This window comes from Nonomuraea sp. NPDC049158 (genome assembly GCF_040648335.1).
Lineage (GTDB): Bacteria > Actinomycetota > Actinomycetes > Streptosporangiales > Streptosporangiaceae > Nonomuraea.
The window spans coordinates 1-17,934 of sequence record NZ_JBEZDM010000058.1 but is presented as its reverse complement, the minus strand read 5'-3'; the positions used below and the strand labels follow the sequence as shown (position 1 = coordinate 17,934).

General features: G+C 71.5%; 14 protein-coding genes. 9 read left to right on the top strand and 5 right to left on the bottom strand.

What is annotated here, in order from left to right; all coding sequences use genetic code 11:
• The first annotated feature begins 5 nt into the window (after positions 1-5).
• Entirely contained in the window at positions 6-971 is a 966-nt protein-coding gene (locus AB0B61_RS54135) for a dihydrodipicolinate synthase family protein (RefSeq protein WP_358449573.1), read from the top strand.
• Here AB0B61_RS54135 and AB0B61_RS54130 read toward each other — a convergent pair.
• Positions 956-4,945, bottom strand: a complete 3,990-nt coding sequence (locus tag AB0B61_RS54130) for a S8 family serine peptidase (protein WP_358449642.1) — start codon at positions 4,943-4,945, stop codon at positions 956-958. The genes AB0B61_RS54135 and AB0B61_RS54130 overlap by 16 nt on opposite strands.
• Before the next feature lie 137 nt (positions 4,946-5,082).
• Here AB0B61_RS54130 and AB0B61_RS54125 point away from each other — a divergent pair, with 137 nt between their 5' ends.
• Positions 5,083-6,051, top strand: a complete 969-nt coding sequence (locus AB0B61_RS54125) for a helix-turn-helix domain-containing protein (protein WP_358449571.1) — start codon at positions 5,083-5,085, stop codon at positions 6,049-6,051.
• Between the two features lie 25 nt (positions 6,052-6,076).
• Here the strand turns inward: AB0B61_RS54125 and AB0B61_RS54120 are convergent, their stop codons facing one another.
• The 3 genes from AB0B61_RS54120 to AB0B61_RS54110 form a co-directional block, all read right to left on the bottom strand.
• Positions 6,077-8,047: a hypothetical protein gene (locus tag AB0B61_RS54120; protein ID WP_358449569.1), complete on the bottom strand. Its 1,971-nt coding sequence runs from the start codon at positions 8,045-8,047 to the stop codon at positions 6,077-6,079.
• 66 nt (positions 8,048-8,113) lie between these two features.
• On the bottom strand, positions 8,114-8,848 hold the full coding sequence (locus AB0B61_RS54115; RefSeq protein WP_358449567.1) for an amidohydrolase family protein: 735 nt from the start codon (positions 8,846-8,848) through the stop codon (positions 8,114-8,116).
• Positions 8,845-9,642, bottom strand: coding sequence for an amidohydrolase family protein (locus tag AB0B61_RS54110; protein WP_358449565.1), 798 nt, complete (start codon positions 9,640-9,642; stop codon positions 8,845-8,847). Before AB0B61_RS54110 ends, AB0B61_RS54115 begins: the two co-directional genes overlap by 4 nt.
• A gap of 83 nt (positions 9,643-9,725) precedes the next feature.
• Here AB0B61_RS54110 and AB0B61_RS54105 point away from each other — a divergent pair, with 83 nt between their 5' ends.
• The 5 genes from AB0B61_RS54105 (at position 9,726) to AB0B61_RS54085 (ending at position 15,146) form a co-directional block, all read left to right on the top strand.
• The gene (locus AB0B61_RS54105) at positions 9,726-11,702 is read left to right on the top strand and encodes a hypothetical protein (protein WP_358449556.1); all 1,977 of its coding nucleotides are present in this window, start codon (positions 9,726-9,728) and stop codon (positions 11,700-11,702) included.
• A 10-nt stretch (positions 11,703-11,712) separates the two neighbouring features.
• Complete coding sequence (locus AB0B61_RS54100; protein ID WP_358449554.1) at positions 11,713-12,411, top strand: amidohydrolase family protein; 699 nt, start codon at positions 11,713-11,715, stop codon at positions 12,409-12,411.
• The gene (locus AB0B61_RS54095; protein WP_358449552.1) at positions 12,408-13,151 is read left to right on the top strand and encodes an amidohydrolase family protein; all 744 of its coding nucleotides are present in this window, start codon (positions 12,408-12,410) and stop codon (positions 13,149-13,151) included. The genes AB0B61_RS54100 and AB0B61_RS54095 overlap by 4 nt, the downstream gene beginning before the upstream one ends.
• Positions 13,152-13,218: 67 nt before the next feature.
• Complete coding sequence (locus tag AB0B61_RS54090; protein WP_358449550.1) at positions 13,219-14,436, top strand: DegT/DnrJ/EryC1/StrS family aminotransferase; 1,218 nt, start codon at positions 13,219-13,221, stop codon at positions 14,434-14,436.
• A gap of 35 nt (positions 14,437-14,471) precedes the next feature.
• Entirely contained in the window at positions 14,472-15,146 is a 675-nt protein-coding gene (locus tag AB0B61_RS54085; RefSeq protein ID WP_358449548.1) for a histidine phosphatase family protein, read from the top strand.
• A gap of 5 nt (positions 15,147-15,151) precedes the next feature.
• Here AB0B61_RS54085 and AB0B61_RS54080 read toward each other — a convergent pair whose 3' ends face one another.
• Positions 15,152-15,682 carry an AAA family ATPase gene (locus tag AB0B61_RS54080; protein ID WP_358449546.1) on the bottom strand — a complete coding sequence of 177 codons (531 nt, stop codon included), beginning with the start codon at positions 15,680-15,682 and terminating at the stop codon, positions 15,152-15,154.
• Positions 15,683-15,760: 78 nt separating this feature from the next.
• Here AB0B61_RS54080 and AB0B61_RS54075 point away from each other — a divergent pair, with 78 nt between their 5' ends.
• Positions 15,761-16,918, top strand: a complete 1,158-nt coding sequence (locus AB0B61_RS54075) for a CoA transferase (RefSeq protein WP_358449544.1) — start codon at positions 15,761-15,763, stop codon at positions 16,916-16,918.
• A gap of 70 nt (positions 16,919-16,988) precedes the next feature.
• Positions 16,989-17,934: carboxyl transferase domain-containing protein (locus AB0B61_RS54070; RefSeq protein ID WP_358449542.1), on the top strand; the 946-nt coding region annotated here is incomplete at its 3' end.

Sequence of the window (17,934 nt, the reverse complement as noted above, 5' to 3'; positions counted from 1 at the left end):
CTCGGGTGGATATTTCGGCACAAGTCCTCCGTGATCGTCTTCGCGGCACGCTGCTCGCCGCCGCGGCCACCCCCATGACGGAGTCGGGCGAGGTGGATCTCGGCGTGGTGTCGCGCTACCTCGCCGGGCTGGTCGAGGACGGTGCCGACGGGCTGGCGGTGCTCGCGCACACCGGCCGCGGGCCGTACCTGACGCCGGACGTACGCGCCGCCGTGATCGAGCGCGCGGTCGCGCTCGGCGTGCCGGTCATCGTCGGCGTCGGCGGCGCCCCCGAGCCGTCCGGCGCCCCCGAGCCGTCCGGTTCGCCCGAGTCGTGCGGGACGGCGTCGTCCGGGGCGGCCGGGCGTTTCGCGCGGGCCGTGGCGGAGGCCCAGATGGCCGCGAGGCTCGGCGCGGATGGCGTCCTGGTCTTCCCCGCCGAGGGCGACCGGCTGGGCGGCCACGAGGCGATCTGGCGGGCGGCGGGGATCCCCATGATCGCCTTCGACCTCTACACCCGGCCCTGCCCGGCCGACACGATGCGGGACCTTCTCCGGCATCCCGGCGTGGCCGGGATCAAGACCGCGCTGCTGTCCGACGCCATGGGCTGCCAGCGCGCCATCACCCTCGCCAGGCAGGCCGGCCGGCTGGCCATCACCGGGGAGGACCGCATGTTCGGCCCGTCGCTCCTGTGGGGCGCCGAGGCCGCCCTGGTGGGCCTCGCGGCCGCGTCGGTGGAGGTGACGGTCGCGGTCATGGACGCCTACCAGGGCTCGGACCTACGGGCCTTCGACGCGGCGTCGGCCCGCCTGGACCGTCTGGCCACGGCCACCTTCACCGAGCCCATGGAGGGCTACGTGCAGCGCATGCTGTGGCTGGCGGCGGCCGAGGGCCGGATCCCGGAGTCCCACGCCCACGACCCATACGGCCCGTCCCTGCCGGAGCAGGAACGGGCCGCGGTGGCGAGGGCGGGGGGTTACCTCGCCATGTAGGCGTCGGCGACGGTCTGCGTGACGGCGCTGCCGTCCTTGCCCTTCGCCTCGGCCTTGATCGTGATGCTGCCGGCGGGGTTGACCGCCAGGACCTTGAAGGAGCCGCCCGGCGCCGGGAGGACCACGGCCGGCGTCCAGTGGGCGCCCTTGTCGGCGGAGGTCCAGACCCGCAGCGCGGACGCGCCGCCCTCGGTCTTGACGGTGAACGCGAACGGCCGGCCGGCCGCCACGGTGTCGTTGCCCGGCAGGTTGAGCTCGTACCGGAGCTGGATCAGCGGCAGCCGCGCGCACGGCTGCTTGTCACCGAAGAGCAGGCCGTCCAGGCACTGGTACGGGGCGCTGTCCTTGGCCGGGCGGGCGGATCGGAACGTCCAGGTGGACTCGACGCTGGTGCCCGCGTGCTTGCCGGTGAACCCGTCCTTCCACACATTGGTCAGCCGGTACGTGCCCGACCCGGCCGGCACGCCGTAGTAGGGCAGGCCGATCTCGTCGTACTGGGGCTGCACCTCCGTCTCGCCGCTGAACAGGTGGGTCTGCTCGTCGCCCGGCGCCCCTACATAGGTGTGGCTGGGGTCGGAGGCGTCGGTGTAGTAGCCCAGGCCGAACGGCACGAGCGCGCGCACCCGCATCCGGTCGCCCTGGCGGCAGCCGTCGCAGAAGATCCCCGGATCGACCCAGTCCGGCCGGTCCGGCCCGGTGGTGATCTGGGTGGGCATGAGGGCTTCGTTCCACTCCTCCCGCTCCTGGGTGGCGCGGGTGAACCCCCGTTCGGACATGGCCAGGCGAGTGGTGTCCGTGGCGGGGTCGCGGAACTGGTAGCCGCGCTGCCACAGCACCTCGCTGCCGGTCGTGTTGTAGTACTCGGTCCGGGTCACGGGCGCGTTGAAGAGGTGCGAGCCGCGGACGCTGAGCGGCTGGACGGGGATGTAGGTGTGGTCGACCTCGTTGAAGTTCGGGTACGGACCCCACCTTCCGGCCTGCATGGGGAACTGGGCGTGGTAGGTGGTGTCGATCGCGGTCAGGTCGCGGGCCTTCGGGGCGAAGGTCAGGCGGCCGGCGGTGGCGCCCTTCACGTAGTAGGCAAGCTTGTACTCGAACGGGCTGGTCGGCTGGACGGTCAGCTTCCCGGCCGGGTACGGCTTGCGGGCCATGGCCTTGCCGAGGGCGTCGGCTTCGGCGCTGTCGAGCCACAGGAGGGGCAGCTTGTTCTGGTCGAGGTAGGCGTCGGCGCTGAGGATCCAGGCGAATCGGTCGTTGGTGATCACACCCGCGGCCCCGCCCTTGATCGCCGTCTCCATGTCGGTCAGGAGGAGCTGCAAGGAGTTCCTGGCGGGGAGATAGACCAGCTTGCCGCGTATGTCCGCGCCGATGGTGGTCAGGCTCAGCCGCTGGTCGGCGGCGAACTTGGGCACCAGGGCGTCGTGCTCACTGACGTAGCGCGGATGCAGCGACAGGCCCGGCACGCTCAGCGAGACCTCCGGCGCCCGGCGGATCTGGTCGAACACGAACGTGAAGGTGCCCACGGTCGGCTTGGACGTGACCGGTGTGACCCAGTAGTTTCCGGTGATGGCCGGTTCGTAGCTCAGCAGCGAGGCGCCGGCGTACATCCGCCCCGAGGCGGTCGTGCGGACGTTCATCGTGTTCAGGAACACCGGCTCCGACTCGCGCGGCGTGCTGATCCGCAACTGCTCGGTCTTCGTCGCGTCCAGGGTGATCGTGGTCTCGCCGGTGAGCTTGGTCTCGGGGGCGATCAGCAGGCCGTACTGGAGCTGGCGGGCCGGCATGGTGTACCACCACGGCTGGGTGCTGATGGAGTAGACGCCGCCGTGGGCGAGCTTCACGTCCACCTGCACCGTGCCGGGCACGTCGGTGGTCCGCCAGTTCTCGGTGACCACGGTGAGCGGCTCGCCGGCCAGGAGCGGATCGGTGTCGCTGACCCTGATCACGGCCAGCGGTCCGGGGTTCAGCCTCGCCCACTCGGGCTTGCCGACGAGCTTGACGTGCACCGTGTCCATCTGGGCCTGCTTACGGAAGGCGATGGGCGCCGTCAGCCGGTCGGTCCCGGCCGTCGCCGTCAGCCGGCCCTCGTACCAGCCGGGCTCGCCGAGCTTGGGCTCGATGGTGAGGTCCGCCGAGGCGGTGCCGCCCGCGGGCACGGTCAGCGACGACGGCGTGATCGAGGCCATCCCGGCGGGCGCCTGCGCCTCGCCGCGCGCCAGTGCCAGCGACAGGGACAGCGTGACGGGGTCCTTGCCGGTGTTGCGGTAGGTCACCTTCTTGGTGAGCGTCTGGCCGGTGTAGGGGTCGGTGAACCCGGCCGACACCGCCGACAGGTCGTCGAAGACCTGCTGGGTGACAGCCCGGCCGATGTCCAGCCGACCGGCGCCCTGGTCGTACGGCGAGGTGGCGTCAAGGGGCTGCGCGGTGCCCACCAGGCCGGTCTTGAGCTGGTCGGGCGTCCAGTCGGGATGCTGGGCGGCCAGGATGCCCGCCGCGGCGGCCACGTGCGGCGTGGCCATCGAGGTGCCGGACGCCGCCGTGTAGTTGTCGTCGATCGGGCCGCCGCCCGGGACGCTGCTGCCCTCGCCGAGCGAGGTCCCGGCCGCGCGGGCCGCGATGATGTTCACGCCGGGCGCGGTGATCTCCGGCTTGATCGCGAAGTCGTCGCTCAGGCGCGGGCCGCGGCTGGAGAACGACGCGATCTTGTCGGCGGAGTCGACCGCCCCGACCGTGAGGGCGGAGGTCGCCGCGCCGGGCGCGGCCACGGTGAACCGGTCAGGGCCCGAGTTGCCCGCCGCGACCACGAACAGCGTGCCGTACTCGGCGGTCAGGTCGTTGGCCGCCTGGCTCAGCGGATCGGTGCCGTCGGTCGCGCCGTTGCTGCCCAGGCTCATGTTGACCACCCGGGCGTGCTCGGTGGCCGCCTGCCACTCCATCGCCGCGATGATCTCGGAGTTGTTGCCGCTGCCGGTGTCGTCCAGCGCCTTGGCGATGGTCAGCCGGGCACCGGGCGCGACGCCCTTGTAGCGGCCGTTGGACGCGGCGCCGCTGCCCGCGATGATGCCCGCCACGTGGGTGCCGTGGCCGAACTTGTCGGAGACGTTGGCCGGGTCGCCGCCGCCGGGCCTGCCCGCCGGGACGAAGCTGCGCGCCTCGGCGATCCTGCCCTGAAGGTCGGGGTGCTGGGCGTCGATGCCGGTGTCGATGATGCCGACCGTGGCGCCGGTGCCGTCGAACCCTGCGGCCCACGCCTTCGGCGCGCCGATCTGCGGGTTGCTGACGTCGTCGAGCGCCTTGGCCTTGCCGTCGAGCCACACCTTGCGCAGGCCGTTCTCGAGGGCGGGGGCCGCCTTCGCCTTGGCCTCCGACGGGGTCGTCTCCCCGGTCACGGACTGCCAGAACGTTCGGGCCTGCTTCTTGTCGACCTTCAGCGCGGCGCCGTCGATGCTCTTCAGGACCAGCGCTTCCGCGCCGCCCTTCAGCGCCCGGGCCTTGCCCGCGACGTCGCCGGACTTCACCTGCGGCTGGTACTGGACGATGAGGGGCAGCCGATCGGCCTTGGCGTCGCCGTACCCGTTGACGGCCAAGTAGTCGACGTTGAACAGCTCCTTGTCCAGCAGGCCGCTGCTGACGTAAGGCCCGGCGTCAGCGGGGATCACGTAGTAGCCGTGATCGTCCTGCTGGGCCTGGTAGTTCGTCGCCTCATGGCCGTCGCGGGGGTCCACGACGACCGCCGCGCGGCCCGCGGCGTCCTTGGAGTAGGTGACGGTGTCCCCGGTGACCAGGGTGATCTTGACGGGCGCCGTACCCCGCGCCTTGACGGCGGCGGGCGCGTTGGCGGACCCGTTGGCGGGCGCCTCAGCGGGTGCGGCGGCGGGCGCGGCGGTGGCCGGTTCGGCTACGGCGACCAGCGGCACCGCCAGCGCGAACGCGAGTAAGGCCCCGAGACCGCGGCGCCGGGGGGTGGACAGCATGCGCACGGCACTCTCCTGTGCGGTGGAGATCGTTTCCTCGCTGACCTAATCTGGGATTCAGTCAGGGCACAAGTACGCCGGAGGGGCCAAAACCCGCCAGGTGGCGGTATCCCGCCATCGGTCAGAAGGGTGCCGCCATGCTCGAAGCCATCGGCCTGTCACCGGCCGAGAGCCGCCTGTACACGATGCTCGTCGAGAATCCGCGGTCATCGGCCGCCGAGCTCGCCACGCACTGCGGGGTGTCGACGCCGCTGGCCGCGCGCACGCTCGCCGGATTCGCCAGGCGCGGGCTGGCCAGCCGGCTGCCCGGCCGCCGCGCCCGGTACGTGGCGGTCGCGCCGGACATCGCCATCCGGCCGATGCTCAGCCGCCAGGAGGAGGAGCTGCACCAGGTACGGACGGCCATCCACGAGCTCACGACGTCGTTCCAGCGGGCCTCGCGCTACGCGGCGCATCCGGCCGAGCAGGTGGAGGTGGTCATGGGCACCGACAACATCATCAGCCGGGCGTACGCGCTGCAGGAGAGCGCGCAGAGCATGTTCCGCAACATCGACAAGCCCCCGTACGTCATGCCGGACCTGTCGGGCAATACGGAGCGCGAGCTGCGGATGCTCCAGGCGGGGGTCGACTACCGCAGCGTCTACGACCTGGAGGCGCTGGCGATGCCGGGCCGGCTGGAGTTGATCCAGGCCGCGGCGGCGCGCGGGGAGAAGGTGCGCGTGGTGGCGGACGCGTCGGTGAAGATGTGGATCGCCGACGACGCGCTGGCGCTGATCCCCATCCGCAGCGGGGCGTACTCGATCGACGCGGCGTTCATCCTGCACCACTCGGCGCTGCTGGACGCGCTGATCGCGCTGTTCGAGCGGGAGTGGCTGCGCGGCTTCCCGTTACGCGCGGCGCCCCGGCCGCCCGCCGACGGTCCGGACGAGCTGGCCAGGGACCTGCTGGCGCTGATGGCCGGGGGACTGACCGACGAGGGCATCGCGCGGGCGCTCGGGCTCGGGCTGCGTACCGTGCAGCGCCGCATCCACGACCTCATGCAGGACCTCAACGCCATCACCCGCTTTCAGGCGGGGATGGCGGCGAGGGAGCGTGGGTGGATCTGACGGTTTCAGCGCTTGTTCTGACGGCTCAGCGGCGGCCTGAGATGGCGATGCGGACCAGGTCGCGGCCGCGCACGCCGTACAGGGCCTTGCCGGAGGGGTCCAGGGCCAGCTTGGGCTCGCCGCCGAACCACTGACCGGCCAAGCCCTCGACGATCGTCTTCGCCGTGAACGTGACCAGGTCCAGCTTGTACACCTTGTCGCCGTCGGTGCAGTAGGCGACGCGGCCGGTGACGAACAGCTCGCCGCCCTTGGCGCCCACCTTCAGCGTCCTGGTGACCTTCTTGCGGATCAGGTCGAACTCGAACACCTCACCCGTGCTCGCCATGCCGTACAGGGTGATCGGGCCCAGCGCGAGGGAGGAGATGTACCGCGCGCCCGCGATCGGCTCGATCTGCCACAGCAGCTTCCGCTTGACCAGGTCGAACGCGGCCAGCCTCGCGCTGGTGGTGACGGGTGGCATCCCGAGGCCCTCTTGGGTGGTGGTGCCGAGGTAGGCGGTGCCGAGTCGGGTGGCGACGGAGTAGACGGTCTGCCGCTCGACGGCGGGACGATAGGTCTCGTACGTGCCGGTACGCGGTGAGTAGAGGGACAACGCGCCGTTCATGTGGCCGGGCTCCGGCTGCGTGGGCATCACGACCAGGCCCGTGCGCGCGTCGTAGGCCAGGTCGCGCGGCCGGTCCTGCTGGTTGCCGGTACGGGCCAGCAGCTTCGGCTCCGCGTCGCCCGGCCGGTAGGAGTAGAGCGCGGCCTGGGTGTAGACGCCGAGGTACGTGGTGCCGCCGACGGTCAGCAGCGTCTTCGGCTCGCCCGAGATGCCCAGCCTGCTCACCTTGCCCGTGGCCAGGTCATGGATGTCAGCGCCGCCTTTGCCGCCCACGTAGACGCGGCGGCCGTCGGAGTGGACCGACATCGGCTCCTCCGGCGCCGCCTTGAGCCCGCGCTGCACCAGGTTGAGGTAGTCGAGGGTGCCCGTCGCCGGGTCGTACACGAAGACCGCGCTGTCCTGGATGCCGTAGACGCGCCCCTCGTGGGCCAGCAGCCGGTGCGTGAGCGCCTCGAAGTACGGCACGCCGAGCACTTCCAGCTTGCCCGTGGCCAGTTCGTAGCGGTAGAAGGTGCCCGAGGGGCGGCCGGAGAAGTAGACGTGGCCGTCGTGGATCAGCACCGCGACGACGTACTTCTCGCCCGGGGCCGTGGCCTTGACCAGCTTGTAGTCGCCCGGCGCGGCCTTGTCGAGGACGACCAGCTCGGCGAGGGAGTTCATGCCGCCCGCGAGGTGCGTGTCGGAGATGTTCATGCTCGACACCCAGTCGCGGTCGGCCAGGGCGGCCGGGAGCAGCTCCCGCTTCTCGCCGGTCGCCCGGTCGATCGCGATGAGGTGGGCGTGGGAGCCGACGCCCGCGTAGACGTACTTGTCGTCGGCCTGGATGCTGCGCACGTACGCCTCGCCCGGGGCGGGCTGGCCCAGGTCGCGGCTGGTGCCCGTGGCCGGGTCGTACTCCCAGACGCGGCCCGGCTCCGACGTGCCCATGTAGACCTTGCCGTCGGGGGAGGAGGCCATGGTCCAGATGTAGTGGTCGGGATATTCGGCGACCTTCGTCACCTGTCCCGCGACGGTGTCGATGCGGTAGAGGTCGGAACGGGCGTGCGTGCCCACATAGACGTCGGTGCCCACCCGGCACATCGCCCAGACGCCCACGCCGGTGGGGATGTCGAAATGGGTGGTGACCGCATCCTTGGCCAGGTCGTAGGCGCCCACCACGTTGGGAGACAGGCCGCGGGAGCCCACGTACAGGACGCCGCCGACGAACTCGCCGTTGCCCAGCGGGCTGGCGACGCTCGCGGGCCCGAGGCCGGTGACGGTGCCCTCGGGCTCGCGGCCGCTGTTGGTCTCCTCGCCGGACCTGGCTTCGGCGGCCTTGGCCTGGATGACCGGTACGGCGGTGAGGGAGGCGGCCGCGGCGGCCGCTCGCAGGAAACGACGACGGGGGATCATGTGCGGCTCCCTTGGTGAAGTTGCGCCGCACGCTATAACGGACCGGGCCGTAATGTCCAGATCGCGTTATGCGGTCTCCAGGCCGAACAGTTCCGCCGCGTTGCGCCACGCGATCCGCTCGGCCGTCTCGCCCGTGAGGTTCGCCGCGGCGACCGAGCCGAAGGCCGACGACGGGTCGATCAGCGTCGCGTCGGTGCCGAACAGCAGTTGCCGCGCGTCCACGTTCGCCGCCACCTCGGCGATGCGGCCCGCCGGGGCGTGGGACCAGCAGGGCTCCAGGTAGAGGCGGTCGCAGGCGCGGGCCGCCTCGATCGCGTACCGGAACCCGTCGGCGCCCATGTGCCCGGCGATCACCCGGAGCCCCGGCGTGTCGAGGCAGACCTGGGCCAGGTCCAGCACCGAGGGGCCCCAGGTGTGGACCAGCGCCGGGCAGCCCGCCGAGGCGACCAGTTCGAGGGCGGCGCGCAACTGGGGCGAGGTGGCGGGCGAGCCCGTGTAGTCGGTGTGGATCTTGACACCGACGAACCGGCCGGTCGGCAGGTATTCGGCCAGGTCCCGAACCGCCTCCTGAAGCCTGCGCGGGTTGATGGTGACATAGCCGTACAACCGACCGCTGTTTTCCTGGTCGTTCAGGGCCGTGGCCAGGGCGCGGTTGCCTGCCGGGGCGTCGTAGATGACCGCCTCGGTGGACGACACGATGGCTTGGTCGATGCCGTAGCGGTCCATGGTGGCGAGGGTCGCCCCGGCCACGTCCATGGTGAAGAACCAGGGACCCCAGTGGGCGTGCACATCGATGATCATCCGAGTAGCCTCCTGGCGTTGCCGCCCGCGACGGCGGCCACCTCGTCGGGCTTCAGGCCGCTGGTCGCCAGCCTGAGCAGCGGGACAAGGGGTTCGTAGTGGGGGGTCCGCGAGCCGTACAGCAGTCGCTCGGCGCCGATCTCCGCGGCGACCGTCTCCAGCGCGTCGGGGGAGTTGAGCAGGCGGGTGGAGGTGTGGAAGCCGGGCTCGTCGGCGGCGGCCACCAGGAAGTCGCCCAGGTGGTAGAAGTGCGTGTCGAGGAAGACCACCCTGGCCTCCAGCCCGGCGAACGGCTGCCAGAACCTGCGTACGTCGCCACCGGTCAGGACCGTCATATCCAGCCGCGCCGCCCGCCGGGCGACATGCCGGACCGACGGGAAACCGGCCTCCACGCCCTGCTCGTCCGGAAACAGCCGGACCGCCCGGACGCCCGCGGCCGCGAGACGGTCCATCTCGCGCCCCGCACCCACGGGATCCCGCAGATCCACCACCCCGACCGGCACGAACCCCACCGGCGCGCCTCCACCGGATGCCGTCAGGTCATCGGGCGCGGCCAGGGCGAGGGTCGCGTCGTTGCCCGAGCGTACGTCGAAGAGCGCCGCCCGCAGACTCGCCACCGCCCCCGCCCGGATCCGGTGCGCCGCCAGCATCGCCCGTACGGTAGCCGGAGTCCCGGGTGGCCCGTCGCGGTCCGGGTAGGCGCCCACGAGCACGTCGACGTCCAGGGCCACCTCCAGCCCACCGATCAGCTCCCAAGCGTCGAACGCCATACCGGCCTTGTCCCTAATCGCCATGCGGCCAATCATGCCATTGACGAACGGCGCGCATAAGATTACGGTCGGGGCCATAATTGCTCAGAAATGAACGCGAGGCCCACATGCTCCGCTCGCTCATGGTCGTCGTGGCCGGCCTGTTACCCGCCCTCCTCACAGCCCCCACCGCCGAAGCCGCTGCCGTCGCCGATTGTGCGAGCCCGGCGGTGGAGACGTTCGGGCCGGCGTCGGTCACCGGCGCGATCGTCGGCGCCGTCGTCCACGAAGGACACGCCTACGTCGTCGAACGTGGACCCAAGCCGCCCGTGCTGGCGGAGATCGACCTGGCCACCCGCAAGGTCGTCAGAAGCGTCACGCTCCCCGACGGCCCGGCCGCGGGTGAGGCGGAGGGCGGCTGGGCCACCGCCGTGTCCGGCGGCAAGATCTATGTCGGCACGTACCCGGTCCCCGACCTCTACAGCTTCGACCCGGCGACGGGTGAGGTGAAGCGCCTGTACTCGTTCGGGAAGAACGGCGGCTTCGTCTGGAGCCTGACCGCGGCGCCCGACGGCACTCTCTACGCGGGGACGTACCCGGACGGCAAGGTCTGGGAGTACGTCCCCAGCACCGGCGCGGTCCGGAACTTCGGCGTACTGGCGCCCGGTGAGCGTTACGTCAGGGCCATCGCCGCGGACGCCGACCACGTCTACGCCGGCCTGCTCGACAAGGCCCAGCTCATGTCGATCGATCGGGCAACCGGCACGGCCACGCGGCTCGCCACCGGCCCCACGGGATTCGGCGCCGTCGTGGAGCACGGCGACCGCGTGTACGCGGGCAGCGGCGGGACCCTCATCGACGTGCGTAAGGACGGCACCGACCTTCGGCAGCCCGCCCTGGCGGAGGGCAGCCTCGACATGCTCACGGTGGTCGCCGACGGCACGCTCTACGCCACCACCCGCCCGGACGGCGCCGTCTACCGCTACCGGACCGGCGACGCCGCGTTCACGAAGATCGCCGACCCGCCGTCCCCCGGTGACGAGACCAGGCGGCTGCAACTGCTCGACGACAACACCCTGTTCGGCGTCTCGGGCAGCGGCGGCATGTGGTGGCTCGACCTGCGTACGGGCAAGTCGGAGTTCGTGGACCTGGTCGAGGCCGGCATACCCGCCGGCGCCGAACGGCCGCAGAGCATGCTGCTCGTGCCCAACCGCGCCCTCTACATCGGCGGGCACTTCTCGATGGAGGTCCGCGACCTGCGTACGGGCGCCAAGCGCAGGTTCCGTCTGCCCGGCGAGCCCAAGGACCTGGTGCGGCGCGGCAACAAGATCTACGCGGCGATGTACCCCAGCGGGCAGATCCTCTCCATCGACATCCGCACCGACCAGGTGCGCGGGCTCGGCTACCTGGGCCACGACCAGCAGCGGCCATGGGACATCGAGTACGACCCGCTGACCGACAAGCTCCTGGTGGCCTCCGCGCCGCTCGGCGCCAAGCTGTCGGGCGCCCTGTCCGTGGTCGACCCGGACACCGGCAAGATGGACGTCTACGTGGACGTCATCCCCGGCCAGAGCCTGATGAGCCTCTCGCTGGGCCTCGGCGTCGTCTACCTGGGCGGCGACGTGCTCGGCGGCGGCGGCACTCCGCCGGTCAAGACCTCGGCGTCCGTGGCCGCCTTCGACCTGAGGAAGCGCAAGGTGCTCTGGCAGGTCGATCCGGTCGCCAATTTCCGTACGTTCCAGGACATCAAGGTGCACCACGGGCTCTTGTACGGGGTGTACAAGCGCGACTCGGGAGCCTGGATCGCGCTGGACCTGGCCACCAAGAAGGTGGTCAGCCAGGGCAAGCTCGCCGGCTACGGAGAGCTGACCGTGCATCGGGGCAAGGTGTTCGTGTCCACCTTCTTTGGGGGCGGCAACGCCTACGAACTGGGCACCGAAGCCAAGCTGCTGGCCACCGGCCTGGGTGACGAGTGGTACACCAACCCCCAGCTCCACTTCGAGCCCGGCAGCTGGCGTGCCTGGGCCCTGGTGGGCCGGAACCTGGCCAGGATCAGGCTCGACCCCGCCTGCCCGCCCTTGACCATCCCGGCGACCGCTGGCTAGATTTCGGTCTGTGCCGAAATCAGTGATCGATGCCCACCGGCTGATCGGTCCCGTACCGTTCGACGACCTGCCGTCGGACCCCGGGCCCGAGATGGACCGGCTGGGCATCGACCGGGCCTGTGTGACCCACACGCTCAGCCTCTACTCGGACGCACAGGCGGGCAACGAGGCCCTCCTGCGGCTGGACGACCCCCGGCTCATCCCGGTGCCCGTCGTGGTACCCGGCGTGACGGGGGCGTCCGCGCCGGCCGAACTGCACGAGGTGCTGGGGTGGAACGTCCGCATGATCAGGCTCTGTCCCGAACGCCACCGCTTCGACCTCACCGGCCCGATCGCCCTGCGCTGGCTGGCCGCGCTCGGCCTGCCTGTCGCGATCGACCTTGAGGAGACGTCGCCCGCCCAGCTCCGCACGCTGATGGAGCGACTGCCAGAGCAGCGCGTCCTCCTGCTCAACCCGGGCTACCGCCGCCTGCGCGCGGTGGCCGAACTGATGGCGGAGACCCGCCGCCTCTGGCTGGAGATCGGCACCGTCAACACCCAGGGCGGCGTCGAATGGCTCGCCCACCGATTCGGGGCGGACCGGCTGATCTTCGGCACGGGCGCGCCGATCGCCGACGACTGCGGCCCCCGCTTCCTCCTCGACCACCTCGACCTGGAGCCGTCCGCCGTCGACCTGATCGCCGCCGGCTCCCTGAGCGAGCTGATGTGACCCTTCCTCCTGAGCGGGCTGATGTGGTCCTCGACGCGCACGGTCATGTCGGCGGCTGGCCCGACTTCCTCATCCCCGATCCGTCCGCGGCGGGCCTGGTGGCCACGATGGACCGGATCGGCGTCACCGCGATGGGCATCAGCCACCTGCTCGCCGTCGGCCCGGACGCCGTACGCGGCAACCGGCTGGCCGCCGAGATCGCCGAACGCTTCCCCGGCCGGTTCGGCGTCTGGCAGGTCTACAACCCGCACCACCGCACACCCCTGACGCTGGAAGGCGTGTGGGGCGTGAAGCTGCATCCCGACGTACACCAGTGCCGTCTGGACGACCCGCTCTACGAGCCGGTGTGGGAGCTCGGCCTGCCCGTTCTTGCCCACGCCCAGACCGATTCGCCGTGGAGCGATCCCGCCCAGTTCGCCGCCATCGCCGCCCGCCATCCGGCGATGCCGCTGCTCATGGGGCACACCGGGCTCTGGGCGTACGGCTTCGCCCGCGCCGCCCGGCTGGCGGCCGACCACCCGAACCTCTACCTGGAGATCTGCGGCTCCAAGATGACCGGCCGCTGGATCGCCCGGCTCGTCGACATGATCGGGGCGGACCGGGTGGTGTTCGGGTCGGACGCCTGTTTCCTGGACCTGCGCACCGGTTTCGGCCGCATCGCCCGCGCCCCGCTCACTGACAGGGACCGCGCCCTCGTACAGGGCGCCAACCTCGCCCGCCTCCTCGCTCCACCCATCTGACCTCAACCCGCCAGCCCTCCTTGACGCTCCCAAACTGCTCCAAGTCACTTCGAAAGGGACGCTCCCCGTGACACTCGCCCTCCACGGTGGTACGCCGGTCCGCTCGGCGCCCTGGCCCGCGTGGCCGCCGCCGCTCGACCCGGCCCAGCGCGCTCTCGTCACCGAGGTCCTGGAGAGCGGCCAGTGGGGCGCCACCCAGGGCGGCTCCACGGTCGCGGACCTGACCGCCGCGTTCGCCCACAGGTCCGGCGTGCCGTACGGCGTGGCGGTCGGGAACGCGACACTGGGCCTGTTCGCCGCGCTGAGAGGTCTGGGCGTGGGACGGGGCGACGAGGTGATCGTTCCGGCCTACACCTTCGTCGCCTCGGCCACGGCGGTGCTCCTGGCCGGTGCCACGCCCGTGATCGTCGACGTGAACCCGGTGGACCTGCACCTGTCACCAGAGGCCGTCGAAGCGGCGCTGACGGACAAAACGGCCGCCATCATGCCCGTCCACCTGGCAGGCAGCCCCGCCGACATGGACCCGCACAACGCGCTGGCGGCCCGCCACGGCCTGGTCGTGGTCGAGGACACCGCCCAGGCGCACGGCGCGACCTACAAGGACCGCCCGGTCGGCGGCCTGGGCGACGCCGGGGTGTACAGCTTCCAGGCGAGCAAGGCCCTGACGGCGGGCGAGGGTGGCCTGATCGTCTGCCGCGACGAGTCCGCGTACGAGGCGATCTGGTCGGTCTGCAACCTCGGCCGCAGACTCGGCGGTCAGTGGTACGGCCACCCGTCGGTCGGCTGGAACCTCCGGCTCACCGAGATCCAGGCCGCCCTCCTGCTGCCCTGGCTCGACCGCCTCGACGCCGAGATCGACCGCCGCGAGGCCTTCTGCGCCGCCGTCGAACGCGAACTGACCGCCGGGCGAGGTGCGGCGCACAGCGGTGAATCGGTGGTTGCGGGTTCGGTGAATGTGGTTCCGCGGCCGCCTGGTACCACCCGGGACTCTCGGCACCTGCTCATGCTCCGCTTCCACGAGCCGGTGGACCGGGAGTTCCTGCTGGCCGCGATGGCCGCCGAGGGGGTGCCGCTCGAAGGCGGGTACCCGCCGCTCGGGACGATGGCGGCGCTCACCCGGGAGGGTGCTCGGGCGGAGCCGTGCCCGGCCGCCGAGGCGGCGGCTCGGGAGGTGGTCTGGGTCCGGCAGTCGATGCTCATGGACGATCCCCGCCACGCCACCCACCTGACCGAGGCCCTGGCCAAGGTACTGGCCGCCATGCCGCGACACGGATCTACTTTGTAAAGGCGCGCCGCCGCGACTATGGCACCATGCACTGCATGGGACCGTCACGGATCCTCGCCGTACGACACGGCGAAAGCGAGGCGAACGCCGCCTACCGGGAGGCGGGCGACACGCCGCTCGTCTACGAGCGCGGCGATGACGAGGTGACCCTGACGGCCCTGGGGCGGCGGCAGGCCGGGGCGCTCGGGCAGTTGCTGGGGGCGCTGCCGGAGGAGGAGGCGCCCGAGGTCGTGTGGTGCTCGCCCTACACGCGTGCGCTCGACACCTGGGCGAGCGCCTCCGAGGTGTGGCGGACGTTGCCGGTCACGACGGACGAGCGGCTCAGGGATCGGGAGCGGGGGATGCTCGCTCTGTACAACGAGGCGGAGATCGGGCGGCGCCATCCCGAGGAGCTGGCGCGCCAGCGGGCGGCGGGGGACTACGACTATCGGCCGCCGGGCGGTGAGTCGGTGGGTGATGTGGCGGTCCGGGTACGGGCGGCGGTCGGTGACCTGGGCGCCGGGGCCGAGGGGCGGCGGGTGCTGATCGTCGCGCACGACACGGTGGTGCTGGCCCTGCGGCATGTGATCGCCGAGACGCCCGACGCCGACCTGGCCGCCATGGATGAGTTCGCGCCGGTGCTCAACGCCTCCGTCTCGACGTGGGAGGCGCTGGACGGCCGTCTTGAGCTGCTGTCCTTCAATGACGTCGACCACTTGCGGTCCTTATAGCGACCTCAACCACTCTTGATGAGATCGGCCCGACCCCGCGTGTCGTCGGCGTCGAACCAGGCCTGCTCCGTGGCGAACCACACGCGCCACCTCGGCTCAAGCTCCGGCCCGTCGCGCTCGAGCACCCGGCGCAGCCGCACCTCTTCGGGGGCCTCCACCCAGATGGTGAACGCCAGCAGGTGGGCCGCCGATCTGCGGGCCGTGCCCACGCCTTCGATGATCAGGACCGGCGCGGCAGGAACCGTGATCAGGTCGGTGTACTCGCCGCGTACCCAGTCATAACGGCGGAACGCGCCCGGGAGTCCGCGCTGGAGCGGGCGGAGCACCTGCGTGTCGAGGGCGTCGAACCAGCCGCCGGGGCCCTCGTCCCACGGGACCGGGAAGTCGTCGCTGTGCACCACCTGGCAGCCGAGTTCGGCGGCCAGTTCGCCGGCGAACGTGGTCTTGCCCGACCCGGCGGGGCCGTCGACGGCGACCAGCCGGACCGGCCCGCACGACGGATCGAGCGCCTGGATGCGGCGGGCGGGCGATTTCACGGCTCCCAGGGTAGGTGAAGGAGACACGGAGCCTGAAAGACTACTCTTTCGCCACGAACGCAATTCTGGAGGCTGGCCTTGCTCGGACCCCTTGGTGACATCGTGGTGCTGGATCTGTCCAGGGCCTTGGCGGGCCCGCACGCGGCTCAGATGCTCGGCGATCTCGGCGCGCGGGTGATCAAGGTGGAGCATCCGGACGGAGGGGACGAGTCTCGAGGCTGGGGGCCGCCCTTCGTCGGGCCTGATCATGATATTTCCACCTATTTTCTGGCGGCGAACCGCAACAAGCAGTCCATCGCCATCGACCTGAAGTCCGCCGACGGCAAACAACTCGTCGAGCGCCTGGTACGCCAGAGCGACGTGCTCATCGAGAACTTCCGTACCGGCGTGCTCGACCGCCTCGGTTTCTCCGTCGAGCGGTTGCACGAGCTCAACCCGCGCCTGGTCATCCTGTCGATCACCGGCTTCGGCCATGACGGGCCCGAGGGCGGCCGGCCGGGCTACGACCAGATCGCCCAGGGCGAGGCCGGCCTGATGTCGCTGACGGGCCCCTCGCGCGACGAGCCGTACCGCGTGGGCGCGTCCATCGCCGACCTGCTCGCGGGCATCCACGGCGCGTACGGCGTGACCGGCGCTCTGTACGAGCGCGAGCGGACCGGCAGGGGCCGGGTGGTGCGTACGTCGCTGCTGGCCGCCGTCACCGGTGTGCACTCCTACCACGGCACGGCGTGGACCGTGGGCGGCCAGGTGCCCGGCGCGAACGGCAACCACCACGCCTCGATCGCCCCCTACGGCGCCTTCCACTGCGCCGACGGGATGCTGCAGATCGCGGCGGCCAACGACGGCCAGTGGAAGAAGGTGGCCGCCCTACTGGGCATAGACCCAGATGTGGCTAAATATGCGACTAACAGGGAGCGATTCGCGCATCGGGATGAGTTGATCGCCGACATGGAGAAGGCTCTGGCCGCGCACGACCGTGGCCACTGGCTGGCCAGGCTCGGCGAGGCGGGAGTGCCCGCGGGCGCGATCCGCTCGATCGACGAGGTCTACTCCTGGGAGCAGACCCGCTCGCAGGGCCTGGTGATCGAGGTGGACCATCCCGTCCTCGGCCGCATCGAACTGCCGGGACCCCCACTGCGTTTCGAAGACGGCCCCGAGGTGGCGCACACCCCGCCGCCCGCCCTGGGCCAGGACGGCGACGCGGTGCTCAGCTGGCTGGAAGAGCGCGAGGGGTGATGCGAATCCGATGGCACCGGCGGGCGCTCTCGTGCGTCAACATTCCGACATCGCCGGTTAGTAGGGAGCCATGGTGAGCCGTCCGGACGCGCGCACACTGATCGAAACGGTCCTTGACGCGGGATCGTGGAAGTCGTGGGACGCGCCGCCCGCCGATCCGGTGGCGCCGGGCTCCTCCTATGCCGACGAGCTGGCCGCGGCCCGCGCCAAGTCCGGTTACGACGAGTCCGTCGTCACCGGTGAGGGCCTGCTCGACGGGCGCCGGGTGGCCGTGGTGGTCTCGGAGTTCTCGTTCATGGCCGGGTCGATCGGGGTGGCGGCGGCCGAGCGGGTCGTCGCCGCGGCCGAGCGGGCCACCCGTGAGCGGCTGCCGCTGCTGGCCGCGCCCGCCTCGGGCGGCACCCGGATGCAGGAGGGCGCGCTCGCGTTCGTGCAGATGGTGAAGATCACCGCCGCGGTGCAGGCGCATCGCGGGGCGGGCCTGCCGTTCGTGGTGTATTTGCGGCATCCGACGACCGGTGGGGTGTTCGCGTCCTGGGGCTCGCTCGGGCATGTCACGGCCGCGGAGCCGGGGGCGCTGATCGGATTCCTGGGGCCGCGGGTGTTCGAGTCGTTGCACGGTTATCCGTTCCCCGAAGGCGTACAGGTGGCGGAGAACCTGCACGAGCACGGGCTGGTCGACGCGGTGGTGTCGGCCGACGACGCGCGGGGGGTGGCGATCAGGGCGCTGTCCGTGCTGTGCGCCGAACGTAGCGGGCTGGTCGCCGGTGAGCCGCCAGAGGAGGACCTGCGGCCGGTGGAGGCGTGGGAGGCGATCACCCGCTCGCGCCGCGACGACCGTCCCGGCGCGCGCACGCTGCTCAAGCTGGCCGCCACCGACGTGACCCCGCTCACCGGCAACGGCGCGGGCGAGAACGAGCCGGGCCTGCTGCTGGCGCTCGCGCGGTTCGGCAGCGCGCCGGCCGTCGTGCTCGGCCAGGACCGGCGGCGAGCTGGGCCGCGCCCGGCGCCGGTCC

Coding starts and splice junctions, on each gene's coding strand:
- AB0B61_RS54115 (WP_358449567.1), bottom strand. CDS start 8,848: ATGATCATCGATGTGCACGCCCACTGGGGTCCCTGGTTCTTCACCATG.
- AB0B61_RS54110 (WP_358449565.1), bottom strand. CDS start 9,642: ATGGCGATTAGGGACAAGGCCGGTATGGCGTTCGACGCTTGGGAGCTG.
- AB0B61_RS54130 (WP_358449642.1), bottom strand. CDS start 4,945: ATGCTGTCCACCCCCCGGCGCCGCGGTCTCGGGGCCTTACTCGCGTTC.
- AB0B61_RS54120 (WP_358449569.1), bottom strand. CDS start 8,047: ATGATCCCCCGTCGTCGTTTCCTGCGAGCGGCCGCCGCGGCCGCCTCC.
- AB0B61_RS54105 (WP_358449556.1), top strand. CDS start 9,726: ATGCTCCGCTCGCTCATGGTCGTCGTGGCCGGCCTGTTACCCGCCCTC.
- AB0B61_RS54085 (WP_358449548.1), top strand. CDS start 14,472: ATGGGACCGTCACGGATCCTCGCCGTACGACACGGCGAAAGCGAGGCG.
- AB0B61_RS54125 (WP_358449571.1), top strand. CDS start 5,083: ATGCTCGAAGCCATCGGCCTGTCACCGGCCGAGAGCCGCCTGTACACG.